This is a genomic window from Sphingopyxis macrogoltabida, from assembly GCF_001314325.1.
Classification (GTDB): domain Bacteria; phylum Pseudomonadota; class Alphaproteobacteria; order Sphingomonadales; family Sphingomonadaceae; genus Sphingopyxis; species Sphingopyxis macrogoltabida.
Genome location: NZ_CP009429.1, coordinates 4234829 through 4258089, shown reverse-complemented (window position 1 = coordinate 4258089; position 23261 = coordinate 4234829). Strand labels below are relative to the sequence as shown.

The following is a 23261-nucleotide window of genomic DNA, read 5'->3' as shown; positions in this document are numbered from 1 at the left end:
GTGTCGGATGGGCACACATATCGCTAGCTGCCGGCCCAATCGCCATGCCTGGCCATCCACAGGCCGGTCGCCGCGATCGCCGCGGTTTCGGCGCGCAAGATGCGCGGGCCCAGCGCGACGCGGCGGACTGCGGAACAGTCCAGAAGCAGGTCGCGTTCGCGGGCCGTAAAGCCGCCTTCGGGCCCGGTCAGAATTGCCGCCGGGGCCGGGGCATCGACGCTATTGAAAGCTGCGCCGCCGGCTTCGTCGGCGAACAGGAGCGCACGTTCGGCCGGCCAGTCCTTCAAAAGCTGCGGCAGCTTTACGGGGTCGGCGAGTGCGGGAAGGGCGGTGCGGCCGCATTGTTCGCACGCCTCGATGATCTGCGCTGCGATCCGCTCCGCCTTCACCCGCTCGACGATCGTCCGTTCGGTGATCACCGGCTGCAGGCGCGCGACGCCGAGTTCGGTCGCCTTTTCGATAATCCAGTCGAGCCGTGCCTTCTTGACCGGCGCAAAGCAGAGCCAGAGGTCGGGCACGCGTTCGAGCGGCCGGGTCTGGCGCTCGATCCGCACGGTCAGCGACCGCTTGCCGGCGTCGGCGACGGTCGCCAGCCATTCACCGCTGCGGTTGTCGAACAGCAAGACCGGATCGCCTGCCTTCAGCCGCATCACGCCCAGCAAGTAATGGGCCGAGCTGCCGTTGATGACCGGCGCGGCATCGGGGCCGAGCAAGGTATCGATGAACAGGCGGGGGGTGCTGGCAGGCGGCCAGGCGGGTGTCGCGGGCATGGCGCACGCAATAGCAGAAGGCGATTCCTTGTGCATCTTTTGCGGCAGGACGGCGAATCTGTCCTGAAACGGGGCAAATCGGCCGTTTGGCCGCCAAACGCCGCCGGGCCGATTAGCCATTTGGTAAGCAGTTTCCCGCTAGTGCGACGATACCAGTCGCGCATCCGGGTGGGCTGCGAGCCTGGTCCAAGAGGGGTTTTGACCATGGGTGGGACCATTTTCAGCCGCTTGCGGCGAACGGCAAAAGGCCTTGCGCGCGATCAGCGCGGCAATGCCCTGATTCTGACTGCTGCGGCGATCGTGCCGGTCATCGGCATCGTCGGATCGGGTGTCGATATCGGCCGCGCCTATATGACGCAGCTCCGCCTCCAGCAGGCGTGCGACGCCGGCGTGCTCGCGGGGCGCCGCGCGATGGCGGCGGGCACCTATTCCGATACGGCGAAAGCCGAAGCGAACAAGATGTTCAACTTCAACATGCCGTCCGGCATCTACGGCAGCAATACCGTCACCTTCACCTCAAGCGCGCCGAGCACGGCCGACGTCACCGGTACCGCCACCGCGAAGCTGCCGACCGCGATCATGTATATTTTCGGGACCGACAAGTTCGACCTGTCGGTCAATTGCACCGCGAAGCTCGAAATCTCGAACGTCGACGTGATGCTCGTACTCGACGTGACGGGATCGATGTCGCGCGCGAACGGGTCGGATACGGTGACGAAGATCCAGGGTCTGCGCACCGCGGCGATCGACTTTTTCGATACGCTGACCAAGGCCGATATCGGCGACGGCCAGCTGCGCTTCGGCGTCGTTCCCTATAGCTCGACGGTCAATGTCGGGCAGATTCTGCGCGCCAAAAATCCCGACTGGCTGGCGAACGAAACGACGCTGCCGTCGCGAACGCCCAATTTCAAGATCACCTTCGGCAATGCGTCGAGCGAGATCAGCAATACTTATACCGACGGCACAACGACCGAAGGCAGCTGGTCGTCGGGTTCGAACGTAGACAAGAGTTTCTGCAACAACAATGCGACCCCGCCGCCCGACACAACGCCGACGACCAGCGGCACGCCGACGCGCAACCAGACCGCGCAGTTCATCGACGGCGACGGCGACCGCATCACGACATACGACCGGAACCAGAAATATATCTATTACCGGTATCGCTACACGACCTCCAGCAACAAGTGCAAGTTGCAGGAAAAGACGATGACCTTCACACGGACCTACAAGGAAACCGTGACCGAAGAGCCGATCAAGACGTTCCAGAATTATACCTATCAGAACCGTTCGTTCGACGTCACCGCGTTGAAACAGGGCAATTCGCTCGTCACCAACACCGGCAAGGACGGCGTCGATGTCACCGTGCCCTGGAACGGGTGCATCATCGAACGCGCCACCGATCCGTTCGGGCCCAAAGCAACGGCCCCCGACGATGCCCTGGACATGGATATCACGCTGGTCCCCAACCCGAACGATGCCGACACCCAATGGCAGATGTTCCTGTCGGAGGTCTCTTATGGCCGGTCGTCGAGCAGCAACTCGACGAGCACGACCAACAGTGCGAGTTTCGCCGAACGTTCCCTGACCAGCGACTATGGCGCCTGTCCGGTCGCGGCGATGAAGTTGACCAAGATGACGAAGGCGGACAAATCGACCTTCGAAGCCTATATCAATGCCCTGCAGCCCAAGGGCTATACCTATCACGATTCCGGCATGGCGTGGGGCGCGCGGCTGATTTCTCCGGTCGGCCTGTTTGCCAGTGAAAATGCCACTGCGTCGAACAATCGGCCGATCAGCCGCCATATCGTCTTCATGACCGACGGCGACATGACCGCGCCGCGCGACAATTTGTCGCATCAGGGCAATGAGATCACGATGCAGCGTATCGGCGCGACCAGCAATGACGACGCTGTCGCCCGGCACAACAACCGCTTCGTCCAACTGTGCCGGCGGACGCGCGAACTCGGAGTCACCATCTGGGTCGTGTCGTTCGGGGTCGGTACCAATACCCAGCTCGATAGCTGCTCGACCTCGGGCAAGGCCTATGAGGCCGACGATTCGGCCCAGCTCAATGCGAACTTCCAGTCGATCGCGCGGCAGATTTCGAAGCTGAGGCTGTCGCAATGACGCGCCGCCACGCCCTGATCCGCCGCCTGCGCCGCAACAAGCGCGGCGTGGCGATGGTCGAGTTCGCGCTCACGGCGCCGGTCTTCCTGCTCCTGCTGATGGGCATCTTCGACTATTGCTGGCAGATGTATGCACAGCAGGTGCTGCAGGGCGCCGTCAGCAAGGCGGGCCGCGATTCGACGCTTGAACAATTTGCGATCAATCAGAAAGCGCTCGACGACCGGGTCAAGGCGCAGGTGCTGAACGTGTTCAAGCATGCCGATGTGACCTTCACCCGCAAGGCCTATGACACCTTCGACCAGGTGGGCACCGAGGAGCGCTACACCGACGACAAGCCGAAAAACGGCCGTTACGACGTTGGCGAATGTTTCGACGACTTCAACAGGAACGGGCGGTGGGACAGCGACCGTGGCCGCGACAGCAACGGCACCGCGGGCGACGTCGTCCTTTACACTGCATCGATGAAGTTCAAACGCGTCCTGCCAGTGTGGTACATGCTGGGCCAGCCGCAGGAGACGACGTTGTCGTCGTCGACGGTGCTGCGCAACCAGCCTTTCGCGAACGGCACCGACTCACCGCCGGATGAATGCAAATGATCGCCCGTCCCGACCTTCTCCGCCGCGCGCGGATCGCAACCCGGCGCCTCGCGCGCAATGTGCGCGGCGCGATCATGATCGAAATGGCCTTTGCCATCCCGATCCTCGTCCTCATCGGCTTCGGCGGGCTCGAGGTCGCCAACCTGACGCTCGTCAACACGCAGATCAGCCAGATCGGTCTCAGCGTTGCCGACAACGCGTCGCGCATCGCGGCGGGGAGCAACCTCGCGCTGCCGCAGGTGCGCGAGGCCGACATCAACGAGGTGTTCGCCGGCATCGAGAAACAGGGTGTCGGGCTGGATTTCCAGAAAAACGGCCGCATCATCCTGTCGAGTCTCCAGCGCAACAACGACGGCGGTCAGACGATCAAATGGCAGCGCTGCTACGGCAAGCTTGCCGTCGCGTCGGCCTACGGTACGGAAGGAACGGGGGCGACGGGCAAGAGCTTCGCCGGCATGGGGGACAAGGGCAAGGAAGTGACCGCAGCCGGCGGCACGGCGGTGATGTTCGTCGAGATCAGCTATAAATATCAGCCCCTCGTCTACGGCAAATGGCTGGGGCCGAAGACGATCAAATCGACCGCAGCCTTCAATATCCGCGAGACGCGCGACCTGACCCAGGTCTACAGCCCCGGTACCAAATCTAGCTGCTGACGCGCCGCGCGGCGCGCGGAGATAATCGGCATTTATCGGCGCGCCGCAGCCTGCTATCGCGCCGGGGCCGATGACTGCAATCCATCCTCCCGACAGCCAGCACCGGGGTTTCGTCGCCCTGCTGCCCGCCCGCGCGCGGCCCTATGCGCTGCTCGCGCGCTTCGACCGGCCGATCGGCTGGTGGCTGCTTTACTGGCCCTGCGCCTTTGCCCTCGCGCTCGGCGGCGGAGCGGTCAGCCACTGGCCGTTGTTCCTGTGGCTGCTGCTCGGCGCGATTGCCATGCGCGGGGCGGGCTGCGTCTATAACGACATCGTCGACCGCGACCTCGATGCGAAGGTTGCGCGCACCGCATCGCGTCCGATCGCCAGCGGCGCGGTGCCGGTGCGTAATGCCTTGCTGTGGACGCTGCTGCTGTCGCTGGTAGGGCTGGCCGTGCTGCTCCAATTGCCGCGCGGCGCGCAGATCGTCGCGCTGGGCAGCCTGCTGCTGGTCGCCGGCTATCCGTTCATGAAGCGCATCACCTGGTGGCCGCAGGCGTGGCTCGGCCTTGTGTTCAGCTGGGGCGCGCTCGTCGCTTGGACGGCCGTCGGCGGGCAAGACGGCCTGGCGCTGCCTCTGCTCTACGCCGGCTGCATCGCATGGGTGATCGGCTATGACACCATCTATGCGCTGCAGGATATCGAGGACGATATGCTTGTCGGCGTCAAGTCGAGCGCGCGCGCGATGGGGCGCCATGTTCGCGGCGGGGTCGCGCTCTGCTACGGCACCGCGCTGGCGGCGTGGGGCGGGGCGTTATGGGCGGTGCGTCCCGATCCGCTCGTGCTCGTCGCACTGCTTCCGGCGGCGGTGCATTTCACCGGGCAGGTGGTGACGCTCGATCCGGCGAACGAGGCCGATGCGCTCGCGAAGTTCCGCAGCAATCGTTTCGCCGGTTTGCTGATCTTCGCCGCGATGCTGGTGGTCGGCAGCGCGCCCTAGGGTCCTGACCCTAGCTATTCGGCGGCGAGCAGTTCCTCGGCGCCGCCGAGATCGACCGAGACGAGGCGGCTGACGCCCTTTTCGATCATCGTTACCCCGAACAGGCGGTGCATGCGCGCCATCGTCACCGCATTGTGGGTGACGATCAGATAGCGCGTGTTGGTCTCGCGTGTCATGCGGTCGAGCAGGTCGCAGAAACGTTCGATATTCGCATCGTCGAGCGGCGCGTCGACCTCGTCGAGGACGCAGATCGGCGCCGGGTTGGTGAGGAAGAGGCCGAAGATCAGGGCGACCGCGGTCAGCGCCTGCTCGCCGCCCGACAGCAATGTCAGGGTACCGAGCCGCTTGCCCGGCGGCTGCGCCATGATCTCGAGCCCGGCTTCGAGCGGATCGTCCGAATCGACGAGTTCGAGATGCGCCTGCCCGCCGTTGAACAGCGTCGTGAAAAGGCGCTGGAAATGCTCGTTCACCGTCTCGAACGCCGCCAGCAGGCGAACCCGGCCCTCGCGGTTGAGATTGCCGATCGAGCCGCGCAGGCGATTCACCGCCTGCGTCAGTTCCTCGATCTCGGCGGCATTTTTTTCGCGTTCGGTGTCGAGTTCGGCGAGCTCGTCGGCAGCGACGAGGTTCACCGGGCCCAGCCGTTCGCGGTCGGCGATCAGCCTGTCGTGCTGCGTCGATTCGTTCGTGGCGTCGCCGACCTCGGCGCTGTCGAAACCGGCCTTCTGGGGCAGCAGCGGCGGCGGGCATTCAAAGCGCTCGCCCGACAGGCGGCCCATTTCGATGCGGCGGAGTTCGGCATTTTCGGAGCGCGCAATCGCGCCGGCGCGCGTTTCGCGCGCGGCCGCGACGCGTTCGCGGATCGCGGCAAGCGCCGTTTCGGCTTCGCGCAGCGCCGCTTCGGCGGCTCGTTCCTGCGCTTCGGCGGCGGTGACCTTTTCGCGCAGGGTTGCCTGCTGCTGCTCGGCCGCGGTCCGTTGTTCGGCGAGCCGGGCCGGAAGATCGGCGAGCTTCGCCGCCTCGGCCGCGAGCGCGTCGGCGCGCTTGTCCATTTCGGTCACGCGGCGCGCGGCCTCGCCGGCGCGCGCCTTCCAGCTCTTGATCTCGGCGCTGACCACCGCCTGGCGTTCGTTCAGCGCCGCAAGCGCGCGTTCGTGCGCGGCGAGCGCATCGCGGGCGGTGCCGGCGTCGGTGCGGGCGCGTTCGGCCGCTGCCTCTTCGGCCTCAAGCGCGGCGCGCGCGATGCTGTCGTCGGGCAGCGCCGCGAGCGCGGCTTCGGTCACCGCGAGCGCGTCGGCGGCCTCTTTCGCGGCTTCGGCGATTTCGGCCAGCCGGCGGTCGAAGAGCGCGGCGGCATCGCGGTGGCGGTCGAGCGCGGCCTGCGCCTGATCGGCAGCGCGCAGGGCGGTGCGGCGCGCCTCGTCGGCCTGCGCCAGTGCCTTGCGCGCCGCTGCGGCGGCTTCGACGATCCGGGCGCTTTTTGTCGCGGCGGCATCGCGCCGGTCGCGCAATTCCTGCACCCCCAGTTCGACCTGTGGTCGCTGCGCCACGAGCGCGTCGAGCCGGTTCTGGCGTTGCAGGCGCTCGGTCGCGGTCGCTCCGTCACCGCGGGTGACGAAGCCGTCCCAGCGGCGCATCACGCCCTCGGTGGTCACAAGCCGTTGGCCCACCGCGAGCGGTTGCCCGTCGTCGGTTTCGGTGACCGCAACCTGCGCGAGGCGCCGCGCCAGCGCCGTCGGCGCTGTCACGAAATCCGCAAGCGAGCGGGTCCCGGTCGGGAGCGCCGGATCGCCCTTGGCCGGGTCGGCGCCGCCCCAACTGCGCGCCGCCTGCCTGTTGGTTCCGGCGTCGAGGTCGTCGCCGAGCGCGGCGGCGAGCGCGGCTTCATAGCCGGCGGCAACGCGCAACTGGTCGAGAACGCGGTCGTCGCCGCTACGCGCTGCCGCCAAGGCACGTTCGAGCGTCGCGGCCTCGCCGTCGAGCGCGGCGAGCGCGGCGCGGGCCTCGGCCAGTCCGGCTTCGACGCCCGCGAGGTCGGCGGCGGTGGCTTCGCGGTCGGCCTCGGCGTCCTGCAGCGCGGTTTCGGCCGCTGCGATCGCGGCTTCGGCCTCGCCGGCCGCCTCCGTGCTTTCGACCTGCCGCGCGGCGAGCGCGTCGCTGTCGCCAAGCGCGGCAACTTCGGCGTCCACCCGCGCCTTGTCGCCGGCGACGCGGCGCACCGCGGCCTCGGCGCTGTCGCGGGCCGAGGCGGCGATGCGCCGGTCGGCGGCTTCGCTCGCCGCCCTAGCGCGCGCCTGCGCCAGCGCAACCTCGGCGTCGCGGAGGCGCGCCTGCGCGGCGAGGCTGGCTTCGGCGAGTGCCGCCTTGCCGGCGTCGTGCCCCGCGATCTCCTGCGCGAGCGATTTTGTCTCGGTATCGAGTGCGGTGAGTGCGGCGTGCGCTTCGCGCGCCAGTTCGCCTTCGTGCGCGCGGTCGTCGGCGATGCGCCGCTGCTGCGCCGCCAGATCTTCGAGGCGCTGGAGCGCGGCGCGTTCCTCGCCTTGCAGCCGCACCTGCGTCGCGGTCGCCTCGGCCAGCGCGTCGCGCTGCGTCTGCGCATCGCTGCGCGCTGCAGCGACGCGCGTCGCAACCTCGGTCTGCGCTTTCGAGACGGTTTCGAGCTCGTCCTGCGCGGTCTTTACCGCGGCTTCGGCCGCGTCGGCGTCGCGTCGCGCCTGGTCGGCGGCGGCGGCGGCATCGCGCCAGCGCGCATAGATCAGCCGCGCCTCGGCAATGCGGATCTCATCGCTCAGTTTCTTGTATTTCTCCGCCGCGCGCGCCTGCCGGCGCAGCGCATTGGCGCGCACCTCCATATCGGCGACGATTTCGGAAAGGCGCGTGAGGTTGGTTTCGGTCGCGCGTAGTTTCTGTTCGGCGTCCTTGCGGCGGACGTGCAGCCCGGCGATGCCTGCCGCTTCCTCGAGCATCGCGCGGCGGTCGGTGGGCTTCGCCGCGATGACATTGGCGATCTTGCCCTGGCTGACGAGCGCCGGGCTGTGCGCGCCGGTTGCCGCGTCGGCGAAGATCAGCGCGACATCCTTGGCGCGCACGTCGCGGCTGTTGGCGCGATAGGCGCTGCCGGCGCCGCGTTCGATGCGGCGGATGATTTCGAGTTCGTGGCCTTCGCTCGCGTCCGACAGTCCGGCGACCAGCGCCCCCTCGGTGTCGCAATGAATTGCGACCTCGGCAAAGTCGCGCGCCGGGCGGGTCGAGGTGCCGGCGAAGATGACATCCTCCATCCCGCCGCCCCGCATCGATTTCGGCGAGGATTCGCCCATCACCCAGCGAATCGCTTCGAGCAGGTTCGACTTGCCGCAGCCGTTGGGACCGACGACGCCGGTCAGCCCGGGTTCGATGCGCAGCTCGGTGGGTTCGACGAAGCTTTTGAAACCGGTCAGGCGCAAACGCTTTATCTGCACGGAGGGCTCCCGCGCAGGCTATCGAATCGGAGCTGTTGCAACCTTGATGTCACATTTCCCCCTGCGACCCGTCATGCCGTGTGGCCGGGGGAGTCGCAAGGGGCAGATATCCTCTCCGCCGGGACGCGGCGGAAGGATCCGTTATCAGCGCGCGCCCATCGTGCGCAGCCGGTCGCGGAGCAGCGGCCAGGTGGCTACACCCTCGGCGACCTGCCCGTTGATCACGAAAGTCGGGGTGCCCTGCACCTGATATTTCTCGATCGCCGCGTTGGTGCCTTCTTCGAGCTTCGAGATATTCTCGATCTTGCCGAGGCAGGCGTTCACCTGTTCGGCGGTCACGCCGCGCGACTGGAAGAAGGTGTCGAGTTTCCACGCCTTGGCGAGCGCGGGGAAACGCTGTGCGGGCGCCAGCGCCATCGCTTCCTCGCCGCCCTTCGGGTTTGCCTGCGCCGCGGCGAAGAGTTCGGCCTGCGAGGCGAAGGTATTCTCGATCAGCGGGTAGAAGCGGTCGACAGGCGCGCAGCGGATGATCGCGGCGGCCGACGCGTCGAGCGGATCGCGGACGAAGTTGCGAAGTTCGAGGCTGACGCGGCCGGTATCGATGAAGTCGCGCTTGATCTCTTCGTGGCTTTCCTTCGAGAATTCGGCGCAGTGCGAACAGGTGATCGACGCGAATTCGACGATCTTGATCGGCGCGTCGGGGTTGCCCATCACATAGCCGCCGTCGGGCGAGACGGCGACCGTCTGCGACCAGCTCTTGTTCGCGGGCGCCGCGACCTTGGCGATGACATCCTGTTCCTTGGCGGGGTCGGTCTTGCTGTCGCCGCAGCCGGCAAGCGCGAGTGCGCCGAGCGAGGACAGGATGGCGATACGCAGCGTGCGGGTCATGGGTTTTCTCTCCGGACGAAAAGGGTTTGGCGGGCTTTTAGGAGCCCTTGAGCGCGGCGTCGAGCGGCGTTTTCAGCGCTGGCCACGTCGTCGTGCCGGCCTCGCGGCCATTGATGAAGAAGGTCGGCGTGCCTCTCACCCGGTCACCGTTAAAGGCGATATTGGTCATGCCCTCGAGTTCGGCCTGCGCAACGCCGTCGTTCATGCAGCGATCGAGCTGTGCCGCCGTATAGCCGCGCGCGCGCATCAGCGCGTCGAGCCCGGTAAAGGCGGCGATCTTTTTCGCCCGCGCGCCGAGATCGCCCTGATACCAGCTCTTCATTTCGGCCTCGCTGGCCTTCTGCACCTTGGCGAGCCAGACCTTTTGCGCCGCGAAAATCGCCTGATGGTTGCCCGCAAATGCCTTGCCGCCGCCGCAGCGGGCGAGCAGCGCCGCGGTCATGTCGACCGGGTCGCGGACGAGGTTGCGATATTCGAAGACCACCAGCCCCTTGTCGACATACAGCGTCTTCAGCGGCACCGAGCCCAGCCGCGCGAAGTCGGCGCAATGGCTGCACGTATAGCTGAAATATTCGATCAGCCGGACTTTCGCCTTCGGGTTGCCGATGCTGAACGAGCCGATGTCGGTGGTCGCGACACTGGCCGACCAGCGCGGCGCCGCGGGCTTGGCCGGTGCGGCGGCGCCGATCAGCGTCAGCGCGCCTGCGGCGAGGGCGCCGATCGCGGCGCGGCGTCCGAAAAGGATGGAGCGGTAAGCGGGCATCGTCGCGGGTCTTTCTAACTGATGCGGGGAAGCTTCGGTGCCGTCGCCAGCCCGGCCGCCATGCGTTCGAGCACGGTCCTGAGCTCCGGGTCGCCGATGTCGCGAAGACTGTCCCCCAGTTCGGCGGGTACGGGTTTCAGCATTGCCGGAGGCTGAACGGGCGGCGCCGGTGTCACCTGCCCGTGCGTCATGCGGACAGTGGCAATCGCGGCATAGCCGAAGAAGCGGTTGACCGCGCCGATGATGTCGGGCGCGACATGCTGGAGCATCGGGGCGTGCGCGCCGCTGATCGTGAGGTGCAGCGTGCCGCCCGCCTTCTGGCCGGCCGGAAAGCGGATCATCGCGGGCTGGGTGACGTCGGCGAGCCGGTCGCCGACGATCTCGCGCCAGCGGCTGACCACCGACGACTGGATGAAACCGAACTTGCGAAAGGCGGTGCGGCCGATTTCGGGAACGAGGTCGGCGATCGACCGCGCTTCGCCGCCGCGCGGGCGTTCATAGGCGCGCGCGCTGGCCTTGGGCTTTTTGCCGCCCGCTTTCGCCTTCGCCTTTTTGGCGGGCGGCCCGTCTCCCGTGTCTTTCGTCATCGCATGCGCCATGCCATAGGCGGGGGGTGAGCGTCCAGACATCCGACCATATCGACGACCCGATTGGCGCGACGGCCGGCGATTTCGCGGGACGCATCCTGAACTGGTACGACCGCGCGGCACGCGACCTTCCCTGGCGGATCGGCCCCGGCGACCGCACCGTCCCCGATCCGTACCGCGTCTGGCTTGCCGAAATCATGCTCCAGCAGACGACCGTTGCAGCGGTTACCGGCTATTTCCTGAAATTCACCGCGCGCTGGCCGACGGTCGCCGATCTTGCTGCGGCCGATGACGCCGACGTCATGGCGGCGTGGGCGGGACTCGGCTATTATGCCCGCGCGCGCAACCTGCTCGCTTGCGCGCGGACGGTGGTCGCAGCGCATGGCGGGCATTTTCCCGACAGCGAGGCGGGGCTGCGTGCCTTGCCGGGTATCGGCGATTATACCGCGGCGTCGGTCGCGGCGATCGCTTTCGGCCGTCCGGCGGTCGTGATCGACGCCAATATCGAACGCGTGCTCGCACGCCACCGGCTGATCACAACCCCGCTGCCGCTGGCGAAGCGCGAGATTCGTGCCGCGCTGGCGCCGCTGGTGCCCGAAGATCGTCCGGGCGATTTCGCACAGGCGCTGATGGACCTTGGTGCGACCGTCTGCACCCCGCGTGCGCCCGCTTGTGCGATCTGCCCGGTGATGGGCGATTGCCGGGCGCGCGGACGCGCCGATATCGAGCGGATACCGGTCAAGCCGCCCAAAAAGGCCAAGCCGCACCGGCATGGGGTCGCGTGGTGGATCGAGCAGGACGGCCGGCTCTGGCTGGTCCGCCGGCCGGGCAAGGGCATGCTCGGCGGGATGCGTGCGCTCCCGGGCGGCGAATGGACCGATAGGCGCACGGGCGAGTCGGGAATCGCCAGCGTCGATCATGGTTTCACCCATTTCGACCTGACGCTGACCCTCATCCGCCGCGAAGCGCCTCCCGAAGGACCTCCGGAAGCCCGGGATGCCGCAGCGGAAGGCGAATGGTGGCCGATCTCGGACCTTGACGCGGCGGGTTTGCCGACGCTCTATCGCAAGCTGGTCGGCAAGATGCGGGAGAGAGATGCATGAACATGATGGTTTCGCGGCGCGCGCTGCTCGGCGGATTTGCCGCCGCCGGGGCGACGGCGCTGCTGCCGCGCAATGCCTTCGCGTGGAAGGCGGGCGGCGAGCAGCTTTACCCCGGAACCTACAGCTTCATCAAAGGCTTCGTCGACCGCCGCGAACTCGTCGGCACGCTCGCAGCGATCGGCAAGGGGCAGGAGGCGCCGGTGTTTTTCGGCGCCGGGGTGCAATCGAACGATGCGCCGACCCCGGTCGGCCCCGACACGCTCTGGCGGCTCTATTCGATGACCAAGCCGGTCACCGGCATCGCCGCGATGCTGCTGATCGAGGATGGCAAGATGACGCTCGACCAGCCGATTGCCGATTTCCTGCCTTTGTTCGCTAAGATGAATGTGCAGAACACGCCCGATGGCTCGATCACCGATGTGCGCCCGGCGAAGGGCCCGATCACGGTGCGCCAGTTGCTCACCCACACCGCGGGGCTCGGCTATAACATCATCCAGAAGGGGCCGATCAAAAAGGCCTATGACGATGCCGGCATCGTCGGCGGGCAGGCCAGCCGCCTGCCGATCCCGGGCTTTGCCGACGTGAAGCCTGCGCCGAGCCTCGCCGCGATGGCCGACCGGCTCGCGGCGCTGCCGCTGGTCTATGAGCCCGGCACCAAATGGAGCTATTCGATCGGCCTCGACCTGATGGGCCGCGTCATCGAGGTCGTATCGGGGCAGGCCTTCGACGCCTTCCTCAAGGCGCGGCTGTTCGATCCGCTCGGCATGGCCAGCACGGGCTTCATGGTCGGCGCGCAGGACGTTTCGCGTTTCACGAGCAATTATGCCCCGTTCGGCGGCGCGCTGATCCCGTTCGATCCGGCGGCGAATTCGATCTATCTCGATCCGCCGCCCTATCCGTTCGGCGGCGGCGGACTGGTGTCGAGCGCACGCGATTACGACCGGTTCCTCGCGATGCTGCTGGGGGAAGGCGAGACGGGCGGGGTGCGGGTGATGCAACCCGAAACGGCGCGGCTCGCGATGTCGAACCTCATCTCCGACAGCGTCGACCGCAAGGGCAGCTTCATCGACGGCGAAGGTTTCGGTGCGGGCGGCCGCGTGTCGCTGCCGACCTCGCCGGGCGGCGAAGGGATTTTCGGCTGGGCCGGCGCGGCGGGGACGATCGGCTTCGTTCACCGCGGGCTCGGTTATCGGGCGGCCGGTTATACGCAGATCATGCCGCCCGACGCCGTTTCTTTCCAGGGCAAGTTCGGCGAGACCTTCTTCAAGGACGTCGCGGGCCGATGACTTTGCCGCTGGGTTTCACCGGCGCGCGGCTCGACCGCGCCGACCAGTTGCGCACCGATGCCGATGCCTTTGCGGCGGCGGCGTCCGATCCGCGGGCGCGCTGCCTCGCGCTCGACGGGATCGATTTCGTGCCCGGCGATGGCGGCGGGCTCCGTTGGGAGCCGCTCGACCGCACGGATGATCGCGCGCTGTTGCTGCTCGGTCTCGACGATGACCGGGTGCCGCATTTCGTGCGTGAGCCTGCGCCGAGTCAGCGAATCGATGCGCGTTCGCGCACCGTCATGCGCCTCCTGCCGCTGCTCTCGGGCGAGGATGCGGCGCTTTATGGTGGCGCCCGCAGCCTTGTCGACTGGCACGCGCGGCATCGCTTCTGCGCTGTGTGCGGCAGCCCGACCGACTTGTTCCGTGGCGGCTGGGGCCGCAAGTGCGATGCCTGCAGCGCCGAACATTTTCCGCGCGTCGATCCGGTGGTGATCATGCTCGCCGAATGCGACGGGCGCGTGCTCGTCGGGCGGCAGGGCGGCTTTCCGGCGGGCTTCTTCTCGGCACTCGCGGGTTTTGTCGAGCCCGGCGAATCGCTTGAGGAAGCCGTCGCGCGCGAATTATTCGAGGAAGCCGGGATACGCGTTTCCGAGGTGACCTATGTCGCGAGCCAGCCGTGGCCCTTTCCGTCGTCGCTGATGATCGGCTGTCGCGCGGTCGCGCGCGACCCGGCGCTGACGCTCGACACGACCGAGATCGAAGCGGCGATGTGGGTCGATCGCGCCGAAGTCCGCGCTGCGCTGGCGGGAGACATGGGCGCGCCGTTCACGGCGCCGCCATCGCTGGCGATCGCCCGGCACCTGCTGGAAGATTGGGTGGGCTAGTTAGAGCCGCTTGCCGGTAATCCGGCTGATTTCCTTGGCTACCATAGCTTCGACCAGCGACGGCAGGTTGGTGTCGAGCCAGTCTTTGAGCATCGGGCGCAGCGCGTCGAGCACAACGTCTTCCATCGTACGCGCGGCCGGTACGGGAGCAACGTGAGCATTGGTCGCGGCGGTATCGGGCGTCACGGCAGCGCTCAGTGCCTCGAGCGACTGGCGCGCAGCATCGGCACTCGCCGCGGATACCAGCTCCTCAGTGGATGGCGCGGGATCGCCGCCGCCGACGTCTTCGTCCTGAAGGTCGAGGATATCCTCGACGCGGACCGCCTGCGCATCGCGGGCGGCGCCCGGCGCCTCGTCGCGCGCGATAACGCGCCGGATCGACGACAAGATATCTTCCATCGATGGCTCTCGCGACATGTCGCCCATCAGATCCCCCTTCGGCCCGCCCGGCAAGGGCGATTAACCATGATCATACCGGCGAGGGGCGGCGCTTGCCAAGCCCTATTGTCCGGGCAGCGGTTCGCCGGCGGGAACATCGGCATTGGCAGCGGGGATATTGCGCGTGTCGGTCGATTGCTGTTGCGGCTTCGGATCGTCGTCCCAGTCGAAGATCTTGCCGCGCACGCGCTCGTAGTTGACCGCCGGATCGTAAAGCGCGCCGCCCTCGATCCCGAGGTCGCGCGCCTCGGCCTTGCCCATCGCCGCGAGCACCGAGAAAGCAGCGACATAGCTGTTGCGCCGCGCCGACACGAGCTGGACCTGGGTGTTCAGATATTCCTGTTCGGCGTTCAAAATGTCGAGGATCGAGCGCGTCCCGACGCTGTTTTCGGCGCGCACACCCTCGAGCGACAGCGCATTGGCGCCGACCGCCTGCTGCGTCGCCGCGATGATTCGCTCGTTCGCCTGCCACGCGGCATAGGCGCCGCGCGTCTGCGCGATCACGCCGCGTTCGGTCTCGACATAATTTTCGATCGCCTGGCTGGTCCGCGACTGCGCCTGACGGACCTGCGCCGCGGGGCGGCCGCCCTGGAAAATCGGCACGGTCAGCGACAGGCCGGCCTGCGCGCTCGTCGTCGTCTGGGCGAAACGCGCGCCGGTCTGGTCGGTGCCGCGCAGCGAACCGAGATAGTCGCTGTAGCCGCCGCCGACCGTGCCCGACAGCTTGGGCATCCGTGAAGCACGAGCAACGCCGATGTCGGCGCGATTCGCATTGACGATCTGGTTCGCCGCTTCGATGTCAGGATTGCTGCTGAGCGCGATCGCCACCGCATCCTCGGCGCTCGCCGGCAGGTTCGGCAGCGTCGGCGGGCTCTCGAGATCGACCGGCGCGTCGCCGACGAGCCGGATGTAGGATTCGCGGCTGGCGATCAGGTTCGCCTCGGCGGTGCGCAAATCGCCCTCGGCGAGCGCCAGCCGCGCTTCCGACTGGGCGACGTCGGTGCGGGTGAGGTCGCCGATCTCGAAGCGGTCGCTCGTCGCCTGCAAATTGGTCCGCAGAACCGAGACATTCTTCTGGTTGAGCTGGACGATCGCCTGATCGCGGATCACGTCCATATAGGCGCCGACAACCTGCGAGAAAATGCTCGCCTCGGTCGCGCGGAGGTCGGCCTGGCCCGCTTCGACGCGGAATTTTGCTGCCTTCACGGCGTTGCGCACCGCGCCGCCCTGATAGATGGGGACCGAAAACTGCCCCGTCGCGCTCAGCACCCGGCCGGGCGAGGTGAAGCTGTTGCCCGGGACGACGATATTTTCCTGATAATCGACCTGGCCGCCGAGGCTCGGCAGGCCATAGCTTTTCTGGATCGGGACATTTTCGTCGTTCGCACGCTGTCCGGCGCGCGCCGCGGTCAGCGTCGGGTTGTTCTCATAGGCTTTGGCGAGCGCCCCCTGCAGCGTTTCGGCCTGCGCCTGCGATGCCAGCATCAGCGCGCCGAACGCCAGCCCGCCGAACAGCCGCGCGCGGCGGATTGGCGGTCTGATCTGGATATCGTGCATTATGGTCGTCGCCTGAAGCAAGAGGGAGGGGCGTTTAGAAGCGAAATCCCGCCGGGGCGGCAAAGCCGGGCAGCGGCGCGACATCCATATCGGCGAAGCTGCGCAGGGCGATCGTCCCGCCGGTCTTGACGCCCTGGACGAGCCGGGTCACCGCACCCTCGCGGCGCGCCGCGACCAGTCGCCCGCCCTCGGCAAGCTGCGCGGCGAGTGCCTCGGGCAGCGTCTCGATCGCGCCTTCGACGATGATGCGGTCGAACGGCGCGGCGTCGGGCGCACCGGCATTCAGCGGGCCTTGCGTCCAGCGGATATTGTCGTCGGTGGCGGTGGCCTGCGCGGTTGCCATCAACTCGGCTGCTTCCTCGACGGCATGGACCTCGGCATCCATCAACGCGAGCAGCGCGGCGGTATAACCGGTGGCGCTGCCGACCAGCAGCACGCGCGATCCCGGCCGGATCGCCGCGGCGGCGAGCAGGCGGCCGGTGACGAGCGGCGGATTGATTACCCGGCCCTGACCCAGCGCGATCGCGCGGTCCATATAGGCGACGCCCGCGAGCGCCGCGGGCACATAGGCCTCGCGCGGCGCCTCGGCCATCGCGCCGATGACGGCAGGATCGATGACGTCGTTGGGACGCAGTTGGCTGTCGATCATCGCCGCGCGCATGTCGGCCGCGCTTATCTCGCTATATTGGGTCGCCATCAGCCTGTTTTCCGATTCCTAAGGGTCTTATCCTTACGGGGAAGCTCTAACCGAAGCGGTGCTGTATTGCAATAGTAATACAGGTGCATCCCCATGCTGACGCCGCATAGCTGGCAATGGGGGTGCCGCCAAGCCCGCATCGCCCTTCCGCGAATGCGTCGGTTCGATAGGAAGCGCGGAACTGCCGCCGATTTGCCCAACAATCGGATTGCAGTCGCGAAGTGAAACGGCTAGGGGCGCTGTCTCCACGCATTTCTGCGCTTTGAGGCCCGATGGCGGAGTGGTGACGCAGCGGACTGCAAATCCACCGACACCCGGCGCAAATCTCTCCTATTTCGCACTATTCACGGTCCGTTCGTTCCACGGAGTTCCGCTGGGTTGCGCGTGCAATTGCGAAACGCGCGCGGCAAATTATGTTGCGGGGATGCCGTCGCAAATCACCCTGCCGATCGTCGGCGTCCAATTCCCGAACGCGCGCGGCGTGAGCCGCCGCTTCGCCGTCGACCTACAGAGGCCGGGCGATCCGGTCGAACTGCGCCGCGAGCCGAAGAACCCGGCCGACCCGAACGCTATAGCGGTCCACACGGCCGAGGGCGTGCAGATGGGCTATGTCCCGGCCGAGCGCGCGCCGTTCATTGGCATGATGATGACGCGCGGCGAAGTGACGGCGATCTTTCAGGGGGCCGACGACTTCGGCGCCTTCATTCGGATCGGCTTCGACGAGGCGCCGGTGCTGCCCGAGCCCGCCGCTGGCGAACGCGATGAGCCGGGCCAGCGCGGCGCGCGCGCGGCGCCAGAGCCGGGGAAGCGCGGCGCTGGCGACGAGTGGTGGCCAGACGAGGAAGGGCCTGAGTTTGGCGCGTGAGGACTTCGCCTATATCGCCGACCAGCTATCAGGGCCCCAGCAGCGCCGCCTCCTCGCGCTCGCCCGGGCGGGCAAGGCGCTGGCATGGGCCGCGGGCGACGACGAGATTGCCGCTATGTTCCTGATCGTCCGCTATACCGAGCCGTTCGGCGGCGCATTCGCGGACCTGACCGGGAAAGGGATGGCGGTGGCGCAGCGGGTTGCGCAGCAACGCTGATTCTGCCATATGCGGGCTATGGCAATGAATGCTCGCCTCCAACAACGACCGCGACCCGTCAGCGAAAGCTGGCGAGGGTAAGCGCGTCCGCTACCTCCGCCTTTCAGGGGGTAGCTCAGTTGGTAGAGCGCTCGGTTTGGATCCGAGAGGCCGCAGGTTCAAATCCTGTTCCCCTGACCAGCTAATCAGCGCACCCTGTGTCGGTGTAGCTCAATGGTAGAGCAGCGGCTTCCAATCCCGAAGACGTGGGTTCGATTCCTACCACCGATGCCATTCTCGCTTCGTCTAGCGGTAGGACGCCGCATTTTGGCTGCGGAAACGGTGGTTCGAGCCCACCAGCGAGATCCAGAGAAAAGGCGGGACAGACCGAAGTCCACCCCGCCCCTTCGCCCCAGCGCAAAAATGTAAGCGTCGGTTACCTTTTAATCCGGCAGCCGATCAGCCCATGCCCTAACGCCCGATAGTTTTGACCAACAATCTCCCCACGCGGATCGCAGGCTGAGGATGTATGCCAGCGTAGCCAAATCCCGGCGACGCTGAATCTCTGCGCTCCCGTCCGATGGCTCTAGGAGCGGCGCGACAGGCTCGCCCGAGCACGTGAGCAATTCACTTGGCGGCTTGGTCGCCTTGACCGCCACCCTGTCGCCGCAGCTCGCCAATCCCGGCAGCGAGAGGGTCATCAGAAGCGGCAGCAGCATCGCGCGCGCGTTGATTGGTCGCATCGACCTGTCCTTTCATATCGTGGGCGACGTCCAGCGCTTCGGCATCGGCCGCGGCGTCGGCGTCTTCGAGCAGTTCGGCGGCGGCTTCCCACTTTGCCCGTTCGTGTTCCCGCCCCCGATCCCATGCCCAGCAATAGGCCAGGTACAGCGCGAGGGCTGCGATGCCGATGGTGAGCGCCCATGCGGTGAAGGTGGCCATGCGGGCGCCGAGACGAGGTGCGAGGGCATAGGCGATGATGCTGATCATCCAGCCTCTCCCGACGCTTCCCCGGACAGCGCGCCGGTCGACGCCTTCGGCCCAGCGGGCGGCGCGGCAGGAACTGCCCCAGTCTGTTCGATCACCTTTGCCGACGCGACGCCCTTATCCTTCCATGCCACCGCGCCAGCGATCGCGCCGACAATGACCGCGAGGCCGGCGGGGAATGCCGCGCAATAGGCGACGATATCGAACTCGCGCCCCTCAGCCATCGACCATGCCACGAAAGCGTTGGCGCCGATGACATAGGCGATTCCGCCGAATGCTCCGACGAGGCGGTTAAGCTCGAACTCGCCGCCGATGCCTTTGAGGGCGTTGAGGATCATCATCGCATCGCCTCCGCCAGTTTCCGGTGATAGGAGCCCTTCTCGTAGCCGCCCCCGTTATATCCGCGCGCGAAAGCCCGGCAGTCGTCGGGATTCGTCGACAGTCGCTGGAAAGCACCGCGCAGGCCGTTCACTTCGATGAAGCGGGCGAGCGCCTCATAATGGTTGCGCTCGGACCGGGTGAGCCACCAGACGAACTCGACGGCGTTGCCCTGATAGACGACCTGGTCACGACGCGCCGGATCCGCGCTGGCATGGGCGCCCATGATCTGGAACTTGCCCCAGCTCGCGCTTTCGAACGCCGCGATCGGCGAGCGCATGGCAGCGTCCGCGACCTTCTCCCAGCTATCGTTGATGCCGTCGCGGTCAGCGTCGATGGTGTAGCCACCGGGCGTCGGATTCGACAGGAGCGGGATGAGGATGCGCAGCCGTTTCCAGAAATAGTGTCGCTCATAGAGGCATTTCAGCCGCCCGGCATCGTCCCAGCCTCCGCCGGCGCTTTCCACCTTGGCGACCGCCGCGACCTGTCGGGGCGTCCCACCGAGGCGTGCGGCGATCTGCGCGATGTCTTGCGGCGTGACCGCCGGCGCATCGAGGTTGACGAAGGTGTTGAGGATCGCCGAGCGCGTTGCCGGTCCGGCGAGACCGTCGGTGACAAGGCTAGCGCCGTGGGCGTTGAGCCATAGCTGTAGGTCGCGAAGGTTCACGGCTTATCCCTTCCTTCCAAGCGGCTAGCGCTTTCGATGATCTGCACTTCCTGCTGAATGTTGCCCTTGGCCTGCTGAAGGCGGCGCATGCGGGTCAGGAAGGCGTTGGCGTTCTTCTCCGCCACCTTGCGGGCGTCGGCGTCGGTGGCGGTCAAGACGGCCTCGAGATGGTTCAGCGCCTGCTCGAAGTGGTAGAAATGCTCTTCCAGCGCGCGGAGGGCCTTGTTCTCCTGCCGTACTTCCTCGATTTCCTTGCGGACCTGTGCGGCTTCGTCGGTGGCGGTCTTGATCAGCTTCAGGGTCAGGTCGTCGCGGTGCTGCTCGACTTCCGCAGCCTTCGCCTCCCGGCGCTCGCGGCGCGCGTCCCGATGCACATAGACCTGCCATGCCCATGTCAGGGCGAAGGTAGCCACAGCCCATGGAGCGGCGCCGATCAGTTGCTCAGCGTTCATTGTGGGGAACCATCTCGGTGTTGCCGGCGCCGTCGGGCACGCCGATCAGTCCTCAGGCTCGCCGGGATTGGCTACGATCGCCGGCACGTCAACGGGCTCCGGATGCGGCCAGATATTGCGCACGCCGTCATAGGCCTCTTCGGGCCAGCCCGATCCGACGATATCGCTCTGGCTCCAGTCGCACCCGGTCGCCGCCGGCGGCACCTTCGCAATCAGCTTGCAGTCGATGAACGTGCAATCCTGCCACCGCCCATTGTCTATGACGATGGTCAGCCCCTCGAACGTCTGGCCGTCATGCAGCGGGCGGGTGTCTTCGATATCGTCACTCATGTCAGAGGTCCTTGTCCTTGGCCTGCGCTTCGTCGATGAACAGGATGACGCGATCGAACGCGAGCGCGGGGGCGGTCACCGTCAGGTCGATGATGCGCGCGTCGGTGCCGTTGGCGGTCGCCGCCAGCGTGAAGGGATTGGACGATCCACCCGTACCGGAGCCTGTCGCCTGTCCATTGACCTGGTTGAACAGAAAGACCCGCGTCGTCGACCGGTTGGTCGCGCGCAGATAAAGGATATCGAATTTCGCGGCGATCGCCTGCCCGGCGCCGGTAACGAAGCCGACCAGCCGCCCCGAAAGGATCCCGACGCTGTCCGACATATAGTCGTCGGAGCTGACGCCGCTCTGCACCGCAATCACCTTCGCCTGCCCGCTGGTAAAGGCGCCGCAATCGACTATCCGGCGATGCGTTTTGCCGTTCGCCATGAAATGCTTGTCGCCAAAACTGGTCGAGACCAGCTCGCGGCCGCGATCGGCAAGCTGATAATGGGTCAGCGCCGGGACGACGACGCCCTGATACGTCTTTGTGTTGAGATGCGGGGTCGCGGTGAGTGAGGTGACGGCACTGTCATTCCCCGTCGTCGTGATGCTCTGCTCGGGAATGACGAACCGCCACGGCGCCTTGACGAAGGTGCATTTCGCCGCATCGAAATCGCCGACGAAACTATTCTGCAAGCCCTCGTTATAGATGTCGAAGTCGTTGTTCTCGTATACGCCGCGATAGAAATTCAGATTGGACTTCGCGCCGTTGATCACCGCCCCGGCGACGGCGAGACCGCCCGGCAGGCCCGATGGCATCGCATAGCGGTTGCCCGAAGGCGCGGTGCCCGGCGTCGGGCCGGAACAGCCCTCGATGTCGATGTCGAAATGATTGGTCCCGCCCGCCTTGTTCCACAGCGCGACCCAGCAGCGCGAGATGCGGCCCGAATAGCGGTTGCGATTGCAGTTCGCGACCGCGCCGACGTATGGGGAATTGGGATGCCAGTCGAGCGCGATGCCGATTTGGCACTCCATGATATGGAAGGCGTCGAACCAGTTATAATAGAAATTGAGCGGCGCGAAGGTTATGGCGCCGACCCCGCAGCCCTTGATCCACAGCGCGCGGCTGCGGCCCATGGTAACGCTGGTTGTCGGCGGATTGACCGGAGCAGTCGGGCTCTCGGTGAACACGATCCCCGCACCGCTGTCGCGGATCGTCAACTGGTCGATAATGCCGTTCGATGCAGCCCAGACGATTGCGGCCGATGCGCGGCAGGCAGCTTCGTTTGTGATATCTACGGGCGTGATGATGTTGCGCGTCAGCACCGTGTTAGCGCCACGGCCGACCAGGCTGACGACCGGAGTAAGGCTATAATAGCTGGCGCTCGCGACATTGACGATCGCCTGCGAAAGATAGCCGACACCCTCGGGGAGCATGACAGGCAGGCCGCCGCGCAACTTCGCCACCGCGATCGCCGTCATGATCGGCCCGTAATTGTCGGTCCCCATGACGCCGTTCCAGTCGAACCGCGCCCCCCAGTCGCGCGCATCGACGAAATCGCCCAGTTTGGCACTGGAAGGGCGCCCAATGGCCGCCGCTTCAGGAGGAACATACCAAACGAGTGCCGCGCCCTTGCCCGGATCGGCCGCAGCGCCCAAATCTCCGCGCAGCCCGGCGTCAGCGCCGGTGCCCGACGACATAACCGGATTACCGTCCGGCCCAAACGATAGGAACGCGTTCGCCCGGTCGTCAGCGCGCGGCACCATGAAACCGGATTCGCCAAATGGAACTTTGAAGCCCCGATCAATCTCTCGCTGCTGCTTGAGATCGCGCGCCGCAGCCCGGTCCAGCGCTTTGGTCAACGCGGCCGGATTGAACGAGGGGCCTGCGTTGTCGAAGTCCGAAGGCTGCGTCAGCGCCGGATCGCCGACGACATATATCTCGGAATAATCGCTGAGCAGCGGCGCTACGCTGAAGGTGAGGGTGCCGCCCTCATCGCTATCCAGCGTGACGCTGTAGAGCGCGGCCGAGATCGGCGCGCCGCTCTGGTCGACCGCGATAACCTCGCCCGCTGCCGTGGCTTTGAAGTCAAAGCCAAAGCTCGTCGTCACCCCATTCGGATAGTAGGGACCGGTAACAGAATTTTCGCTTGATACGGGCATCGGTTCATCCTCGACCCCGAGGTAAACCGCGCCCTATCGGCACTCAAAAAGGCTGGGCGTCTATATCGCCCGAAGGGCTTCCATGCTTGGCCCGAACGCCAAGGCCAGAAGCAGGAAGACGGCTAGGCCAGCCACCCATCCCGCAGCATTCTTTTTCGTCGTGGTGGCGGCGAAATAGCCCGCGGATAAGGCCGCCGCGATCGTGACGATGGCCAAAAGCACGAGAGCGATTCCCGCCCCCAAGGAGCCGATGCGCTCAATCAAGCGTCGGGTTTCACGCACTCGAATGAGAATGCATACTCACCATCGCCGGCCGCAGGCTTGGCGACCTTGCCGAATTTCCGGCAATGCTCGTCGGCTTTCGGAAATGCCTCGTTCCGATTCCAGACATTGTTCACCGTGACGCCGACCTCGTTGCCAGTCACGTTCGCGCCTGTCGACGCGCAGCCACCAAGGCCGGTCAGCATGAGGCTCG

Annotated in this window: 25 protein-coding genes and 3 tRNA genes; 12 read left to right on the top strand and 16 right to left on the bottom strand. The window is 66.4% G+C overall.

Annotated elements, in window-relative coordinates; genetic code table 11:
• Positions 1-23: 23 nt before the first annotated feature.
• The gene (locus LH19_RS20655) at positions 24-770 is read right to left on the bottom strand and encodes a 16S rRNA (uracil(1498)-N(3))-methyltransferase (RefSeq protein WP_054731648.1); all 747 of its coding nucleotides are present in this window, start codon (positions 768-770) and stop codon (positions 24-26) included.
• A gap of 204 nt (positions 771-974) precedes the next feature.
• Here LH19_RS20655 and LH19_RS20650 point away from each other — a divergent pair, with 204 nt between their 5' ends.
• From LH19_RS20650 to ubiA, 4 genes are all read left to right on the top strand, one after another.
• Positions 975-2897 carry a TadE/TadG family type IV pilus assembly protein gene (locus tag LH19_RS20650; RefSeq protein WP_054731647.1) on the top strand — a complete coding sequence of 641 codons (1923 nt, stop codon included), beginning with the start codon at positions 975-977 and terminating at the stop codon, positions 2895-2897.
• Positions 2894-3493 carry a TadE/TadG family type IV pilus assembly protein gene (locus tag LH19_RS20645; RefSeq protein WP_054731646.1) on the top strand — a complete coding sequence of 200 codons (600 nt, stop codon included), beginning with the start codon at positions 2894-2896 and terminating at the stop codon, positions 3491-3493. Before LH19_RS20650 ends, LH19_RS20645 begins: the two co-directional genes overlap by 4 nt.
• Positions 3490-4146 (top strand): TadE/TadG family type IV pilus assembly protein, encoded by a 657-nt coding sequence (locus LH19_RS20640; protein WP_054734023.1) that lies wholly within the window; start codon positions 3490-3492, stop codon positions 4144-4146. Before LH19_RS20645 ends, LH19_RS20640 begins: the two co-directional genes overlap by 4 nt.
• 70 nt (positions 4147-4216) lie before the next feature.
• A complete protein-coding gene (gene ubiA, locus LH19_RS20635; protein ID WP_054731645.1) occupies positions 4217-5125 on the top strand; it encodes a 4-hydroxybenzoate octaprenyltransferase in 909 nt (302 codons plus the stop codon).
• Between the two features lie 14 nt (positions 5126-5139).
• Here the strand turns inward: ubiA and smc are convergent, their stop codons facing one another.
• The 4 genes from smc to LH19_RS20615 form a co-directional block, all read right to left on the bottom strand.
• The gene (gene smc / locus LH19_RS20630; protein WP_054731644.1) at positions 5140-8583 is read right to left on the bottom strand and encodes a chromosome segregation protein SMC; all 3444 of its coding nucleotides are present in this window, start codon (positions 8581-8583) and stop codon (positions 5140-5142) included.
• Positions 8584-8727: 144 nt separating this feature from the next.
• A complete protein-coding gene (locus tag LH19_RS20625; protein WP_054731643.1) occupies positions 8728-9471 on the bottom strand; it encodes a thioredoxin domain-containing protein in 744 nt (247 codons plus the stop codon).
• 37 nt (positions 9472-9508) lie between these two features.
• Complete coding sequence (locus LH19_RS20620; protein WP_054731642.1) at positions 9509-10234, bottom strand: thioredoxin domain-containing protein; 726 nt, start codon at positions 10232-10234, stop codon at positions 9509-9511.
• A gap of 14 nt (positions 10235-10248) precedes the next feature.
• The gene (locus tag LH19_RS20615) at positions 10249-10821 is read right to left on the bottom strand and encodes a DUF721 domain-containing protein (RefSeq protein ID WP_054734018.1); all 573 of its coding nucleotides are present in this window, start codon (positions 10819-10821) and stop codon (positions 10249-10251) included.
• Positions 10822-10847: 26 nt separating this feature from the next.
• Between LH19_RS20615 and LH19_RS20610 the strand changes: the two genes are divergently transcribed.
• Genes LH19_RS20610 through nudC form a run of 3 tightly spaced genes read left to right on the top strand, consistent with a single transcriptional unit; the run spans position 10848 to position 14076 of the window.
• On the top strand, positions 10848-11924 hold the full coding sequence (locus LH19_RS20610; RefSeq protein ID WP_407696671.1) for an A/G-specific adenine glycosylase: 1077 nt from the start codon (positions 10848-10850) through the stop codon (positions 11922-11924).
• Positions 11921-13210, top strand: coding sequence for a serine hydrolase domain-containing protein (locus LH19_RS20605; protein WP_054731641.1), 1290 nt, complete (start codon positions 11921-11923; stop codon positions 13208-13210). Before LH19_RS20610 ends, LH19_RS20605 begins: the two co-directional genes overlap by 4 nt.
• On the top strand, positions 13207-14076 hold the full coding sequence (nudC, locus tag LH19_RS20600; protein ID WP_054731640.1) for an NAD(+) diphosphatase: 870 nt from the start codon (positions 13207-13209) through the stop codon (positions 14074-14076). The genes LH19_RS20605 and nudC overlap by 4 nt, the downstream gene beginning before the upstream one ends.
• Here nudC and LH19_RS20595 read toward each other — a convergent pair whose 3' ends face one another.
• From LH19_RS20595 to LH19_RS20585, 3 genes are all read right to left on the bottom strand, one after another.
• Complete coding sequence (locus LH19_RS20595) at positions 14077-14475, bottom strand: DUF2497 domain-containing protein (RefSeq protein ID WP_234715980.1); 399 nt, start codon at positions 14473-14475, stop codon at positions 14077-14079.
• A gap of 102 nt (positions 14476-14577) precedes the next feature.
• Positions 14578-16071, bottom strand: coding sequence for a TolC family outer membrane protein (locus LH19_RS20590; protein WP_054734013.1), 1494 nt, complete (start codon positions 16069-16071; stop codon positions 14578-14580).
• Between the two features lie 34 nt (positions 16072-16105).
• Positions 16106-16768: a protein-L-isoaspartate O-methyltransferase family protein gene (locus tag LH19_RS20585; protein ID WP_054731638.1), complete on the bottom strand. Its 663-nt coding sequence runs from the start codon at positions 16766-16768 to the stop codon at positions 16106-16108.
• Positions 16769-17192: 424 nt separating this feature from the next.
• Between LH19_RS20585 and LH19_RS20580 the strand changes: the two genes are divergently transcribed.
• From LH19_RS20580 to LH19_RS20560, 5 genes are all read left to right on the top strand, one after another.
• On the top strand, positions 17193-17633 hold the full coding sequence (locus LH19_RS20580; protein ID WP_054729237.1) for an HIRAN domain-containing protein: 441 nt from the start codon (positions 17193-17195) through the stop codon (positions 17631-17633).
• Entirely contained in the window at positions 17623-17850 is a 228-nt protein-coding gene (locus LH19_RS20575) for a hypothetical protein (RefSeq protein WP_054729234.1), read from the top strand. Before LH19_RS20580 ends, LH19_RS20575 begins: the two co-directional genes overlap by 11 nt.
• A gap of 104 nt (positions 17851-17954) precedes the next feature.
• A tRNA-Pro gene (locus LH19_RS20570) sits at positions 17955-18030 on the top strand.
• Between the two features lie 19 nt (positions 18031-18049).
• Positions 18050-18123, top strand: a tRNA-Trp gene (locus tag LH19_RS20565).
• A 1-nt stretch (position 18124) separates the two neighbouring features.
• Positions 18125-18198, top strand: a tRNA-Gln gene (locus tag LH19_RS20560).
• 258 nt (positions 18199-18456) lie between these two features.
• Here LH19_RS20560 and LH19_RS20555 read toward each other — a convergent pair.
• From LH19_RS20555 to LH19_RS20520, 8 genes are read right to left on the bottom strand one after another with little or no spacing between them, the layout of a single operon-like run.
• A complete protein-coding gene (locus LH19_RS20555) occupies positions 18457-18819 on the bottom strand; it encodes a hypothetical protein (RefSeq protein WP_054731637.1) in 363 nt (120 codons plus the stop codon).
• A complete protein-coding gene (locus LH19_RS20550; protein ID WP_054731636.1) occupies positions 18816-19157 on the bottom strand; it encodes a hypothetical protein in 342 nt (113 codons plus the stop codon). Before LH19_RS20550 ends, LH19_RS20555 begins: the two co-directional genes overlap by 4 nt.
• Positions 19154-19861, bottom strand: coding sequence for an N-acetylmuramidase domain-containing protein (locus LH19_RS20545; protein ID WP_054731635.1), 708 nt, complete (start codon positions 19859-19861; stop codon positions 19154-19156). The genes LH19_RS20550 and LH19_RS20545 overlap by 4 nt, the downstream gene beginning before the upstream one ends.
• A complete protein-coding gene (locus LH19_RS20540) occupies positions 19858-20313 on the bottom strand; it encodes a hypothetical protein (protein ID WP_054731634.1) in 456 nt (151 codons plus the stop codon). The genes LH19_RS20545 and LH19_RS20540 overlap by 4 nt, the downstream gene beginning before the upstream one ends.
• A gap of 45 nt (positions 20314-20358) precedes the next feature.
• Positions 20359-20643: a hypothetical protein gene (locus LH19_RS20535; protein ID WP_054731633.1), complete on the bottom strand. Its 285-nt coding sequence runs from the start codon at positions 20641-20643 to the stop codon at positions 20359-20361.
• A 1-nt stretch (position 20644) separates the two neighbouring features.
• On the bottom strand, positions 20645-22786 hold the full coding sequence (locus LH19_RS20530; RefSeq protein ID WP_145923544.1) for a hypothetical protein: 2142 nt from the start codon (positions 22784-22786) through the stop codon (positions 20645-20647).
• A gap of 60 nt (positions 22787-22846) precedes the next feature.
• Positions 22847-23050: a hypothetical protein gene (locus tag LH19_RS20525; RefSeq protein WP_054731631.1), complete on the bottom strand. Its 204-nt coding sequence runs from the start codon at positions 23048-23050 to the stop codon at positions 22847-22849.
• Positions 23047-23253 carry a hypothetical protein gene (locus tag LH19_RS20520; RefSeq protein WP_054731630.1) on the bottom strand — a complete coding sequence of 69 codons (207 nt, stop codon included), beginning with the start codon at positions 23251-23253 and terminating at the stop codon, positions 23047-23049. The genes LH19_RS20525 and LH19_RS20520 overlap by 4 nt, the downstream gene beginning before the upstream one ends.
• Positions 23254-23261 lie beyond the last annotated feature (8 nt).

Bases quoted from the DNA above. Each gene is read 5' to 3' on its own strand.
- LH19_RS20555 (WP_054731637.1), bottom strand. From the start codon at position 18,819: ATGATCAGCATCATCGCCTATGCCCTCGCACCTCGTCTCGGCGCCCGC.
- LH19_RS20520 (WP_054731630.1), bottom strand. From the start codon at position 23,253: ATGCTGACCGGCCTTGGTGGCTGCGCGTCGACAGGCGCGAACGTGACT.
- LH19_RS20625 (WP_054731643.1), bottom strand. From the start codon at position 9,471: ATGACCCGCACGCTGCGTATCGCCATCCTGTCCTCGCTCGGCGCACTC.
- LH19_RS20605 (WP_054731641.1), top strand. From the start codon at position 11,921: ATGAACATGATGGTTTCGCGGCGCGCGCTGCTCGGCGGATTTGCCGCC.
- LH19_RS20595 (WP_234715980.1), bottom strand. From the start codon at position 14,475: ATGGAAGATATCTTGTCGTCGATCCGGCGCGTTATCGCGCGCGACGAG.
- nudC (WP_054731640.1), top strand. From the start codon at position 13,207: ATGACTTTGCCGCTGGGTTTCACCGGCGCGCGGCTCGACCGCGCCGAC.
- LH19_RS20535 (WP_054731633.1), bottom strand. From the start codon at position 20,643: ATGAGTGACGATATCGAAGACACCCGCCCGCTGCATGACGGCCAGACG.
- LH19_RS20585 (WP_054731638.1), bottom strand. From the start codon at position 16,768: ATGGCGACCCAATATAGCGAGATAAGCGCGGCCGACATGCGCGCGGCG.
- LH19_RS20640 (WP_054734023.1), top strand. From the start codon at position 3,490: ATGATCGCCCGTCCCGACCTTCTCCGCCGCGCGCGGATCGCAACCCGG.
- LH19_RS20615 (WP_054734018.1), bottom strand. From the start codon at position 10,821: ATGACGAAAGACACGGGAGACGGGCCGCCCGCCAAAAAGGCGAAGGCG.
- LH19_RS20550 (WP_054731636.1), bottom strand. From the start codon at position 19,157: ATGATGATCCTCAACGCCCTCAAAGGCATCGGCGGCGAGTTCGAGCTT.
- ubiA (WP_054731645.1), top strand. From the start codon at position 4,217: ATGACTGCAATCCATCCTCCCGACAGCCAGCACCGGGGTTTCGTCGCC.
- LH19_RS20580 (WP_054729237.1), top strand. From the start codon at position 17,193: ATGCCGTCGCAAATCACCCTGCCGATCGTCGGCGTCCAATTCCCGAAC.
- LH19_RS20650 (WP_054731647.1), top strand. From the start codon at position 975: ATGGGTGGGACCATTTTCAGCCGCTTGCGGCGAACGGCAAAAGGCCTT.
- LH19_RS20655 (WP_054731648.1), bottom strand. From the start codon at position 770: ATGCCCGCGACACCCGCCTGGCCGCCTGCCAGCACCCCCCGCCTGTTC.
- LH19_RS20645 (WP_054731646.1), top strand. From the start codon at position 2,894: ATGACGCGCCGCCACGCCCTGATCCGCCGCCTGCGCCGCAACAAGCGC.
- LH19_RS20530 (WP_145923544.1), bottom strand. From the start codon at position 22,786: ATGCCCGTATCAAGCGAAAATTCTGTTACCGGTCCCTACTATCCGAAT.
- LH19_RS20590 (WP_054734013.1), bottom strand. From the start codon at position 16,071: ATGCACGATATCCAGATCAGACCGCCAATCCGCCGCGCGCGGCTGTTC.
- LH19_RS20620 (WP_054731642.1), bottom strand. From the start codon at position 10,234: ATGCCCGCTTACCGCTCCATCCTTTTCGGACGCCGCGCCGCGATCGGC.
- LH19_RS20540 (WP_054731634.1), bottom strand. From the start codon at position 20,313: ATGAACGCTGAGCAACTGATCGGCGCCGCTCCATGGGCTGTGGCTACC.